Raw genomic sequence first — 2,429 nt, forward strand, 5'->3', positions numbered from 1 at the left:
CGACCCGCGCCACGGGACGACCGGACCGTCAGCGGCCGCCCGTCCCCACGCTCGCCGCCGCCGCGACGTCCCCGAGCACGACCGCGTCGACCAGCTGACGCGCCCACGTGAGCAGCTCGCGCCCGTGCAGGGGCCGCCCGCCGATGCGCGCGGTCGTCGGGAACGGCACGAGGACCGTGCGCGTCGCGGGCTTGAGGATCGACCCCGGGTACAGCCGCTTGAGCCGCAGCTGCGCCGACTCGGGCAGCTCGACCGGCGCGAACCGCACGAACTTGCCCTGCGCGGTGACGTCGGTGAGCCCGGCGGCCCGCACCTTCTGGCGGAACTCGGCGACCTCGAACAGGTTGTCGACGGCCGCGGGCACCGCGCCGTACCGGTCGGCGAGCTCGGCCCGCACCTCCCCCAGCGCCGTCGCGTCGGCGGCCGCCGCGATCTTCTTGTACGCCTCGAGACGCAGGCGCTCGTGTGCGATGTAGTCGTGCGGGATGTGCGCGTCGACGGGCAGCTCGATCGTGACGTCGGGCAGCTCCTCGGGCTGGTCGCCGCGGAACGACGCGACGGCCTCGCCGACCATGCGGATGTACAGGTCGAAGCCCACGCCCTCGATGTGCCCGGACTGCTCGCCGCCGAGCAGGTTGCCCGCGCCGCGGATCTCGAGGTCCTTCATCGCGACCGCCATGCCCGCACCGAGGTCCGTGTTCGCGGCGATCGTCTGGAGGCGGTCGTGCGCGGTCTCGGTGAGGGGCTTCTCCGGCGGGTAGAGGAAGTACGCGTACGCGCGCTCGCGGCCACGGCCGACGCGTCCGCGGAGCTGGTGGAGCTGCGACAGGCCCAGCAGGTCCGAGCGCTCGAGGATCAGCGTGTTGGCGTTCGAGATGTCGAGGCCCGTCTCGACGATCGTCGTGCAGACCAGGACGTCGAACCTCTTCTCCCAGAAGTCGACGATGACGCGCTCGAGCTGGTGCTCGTTCATCTTCCCGTGCGCCACGGCCACGCGGGCCTCCGGCACGAGCTCGGTGATCCGCGACGCGGCGCGCTCGATCGAGTCGACCTTGTTGTGCACGTAGAACACCTGGCCCTCGCGCAGCAGCTCGCGCCGGACGGCCGCGCTGATCTGCTTCTCGTCGTACGCGCCGACGAACGTGAGGACGGGGTGCCGCTCCTCGGGCGGGGTGGCCAGCGTCGACATCTCCCGGATGCCCGTGACGGCCATCTCGAGCGTGCGCGGGATCGGGGTCGCGCTCATCGCGAGCACGTCGACGTTGGTCCGCAGCGCCTTGAGCGTCTCCTTGTGCTCGACGCCGAACCGCTGCTCCTCGTCGATGATGACGAGCCCGAGGTCCTTGAACCGCACCTCGCCCGTGATGAGGCGGTGCGTGCCGATGACGATGTCGACGGACCCGTCGGACAGGCCCGCGACGACCTCCTTCGACTCCTTGTCCGTCTGGAACCGCGACAGCGCCTTCACGGTCACCGGGAACGCCGAGTACCGCTCGGAGAACGTGTCGAGGTGCTGCTGCACGAGCAGCGTGGTCGGCACGAGGACCGCGACCTGCTTGCCGTCCTGCACGGCCTTGAACGCCGCGCGCACCGCGATCTCGGTCTTGCCGTAGCCGACGTCGCCGCAGACCAGCCGGTCCATCGGGACCGCCTTCTCCATGTCGGCCTTGACCTCGTCGATCGTGGCCAGCTGGTCGGGCGTCTCGACGTACGCGAACGCGTCCTCGAGCTCGCGCTGCCACGGCGTGTCCGCGCCGAACGCGTGCCCCGGCGTCGCCATGCGCGCGCTGTAGAGCCGGATGAGCTCGGCCGCGATCTCCTTGACCGCCTTGCGCGCCCGGCCCTTCGTCTTGGCCCAGTCGCCGCCGCCCATCTTGTTGAGCGTCGGCGCCTCGCCACCCACGTACTTCGTCACCTGGTCGAGCTGGTCGCTCGGGACGAACAGCCGGTCGCCCGGCTGGCCGCGCTTGCTCGACGCGTACTCGATCACCAGGTACTCGCGCGTCGCCGCGTTCGCGCCGGTCCCGATCGTCCGCTGCACGAGCTCGACGAACCGGCCGACGCCGTGCTGCTCGTGCACCACGAAGTCGCCCGGCCGCAGCTGCAGCGGGTCGACGACGTTGCGCCGCCGGCTCGGCATGCGCCGCATGTCCCGCGTGCTGCTGCCCGCCCGGCCCGTGAGGTCGGCCTCGGAGAACAGCGCGAGGCGCAGCGGCTCGGCGACGAAGCCCGGACCGGCGGGGGCGGGCACGACGAGCACGACGCCGCCCTCGGGCCGGTCGTCGACCGACGTCACCAGCCGCGCCGGGACGTCGGAGGCCTTGAGCTGCTCGACCATGCGCTGCGCGGGCCCGTGCCCCTCGGTCGCGAGCACCAGGTGCCAGCCCTGCTGCTGCAGCGTGCGCACGTCCGCGACGGCCCGGGCCACC

At 72.2% G+C, this 2,429-nt stretch carries 1 protein-coding gene; it reads right to left on the reverse strand.

Annotated elements, in window-relative coordinates; all coding sequences use genetic code 11:
- Positions 1-28: 28 nt before the first annotated feature.
- The coding region (mfd, locus tag HGA02_RS16450; protein WP_168680199.1) for a transcription-repair coupling factor at positions 29-2,429 on the reverse strand (2,401 nt) is incomplete at its 5' end.

Origin of the sequence: Cellulomonas septica (assembly GCF_012396155.1) — a bacterium.
Classification (GTDB): domain Bacteria; phylum Actinomycetota; class Actinomycetes; order Actinomycetales; family Cellulomonadaceae; genus Cellulomonas; species Cellulomonas septica.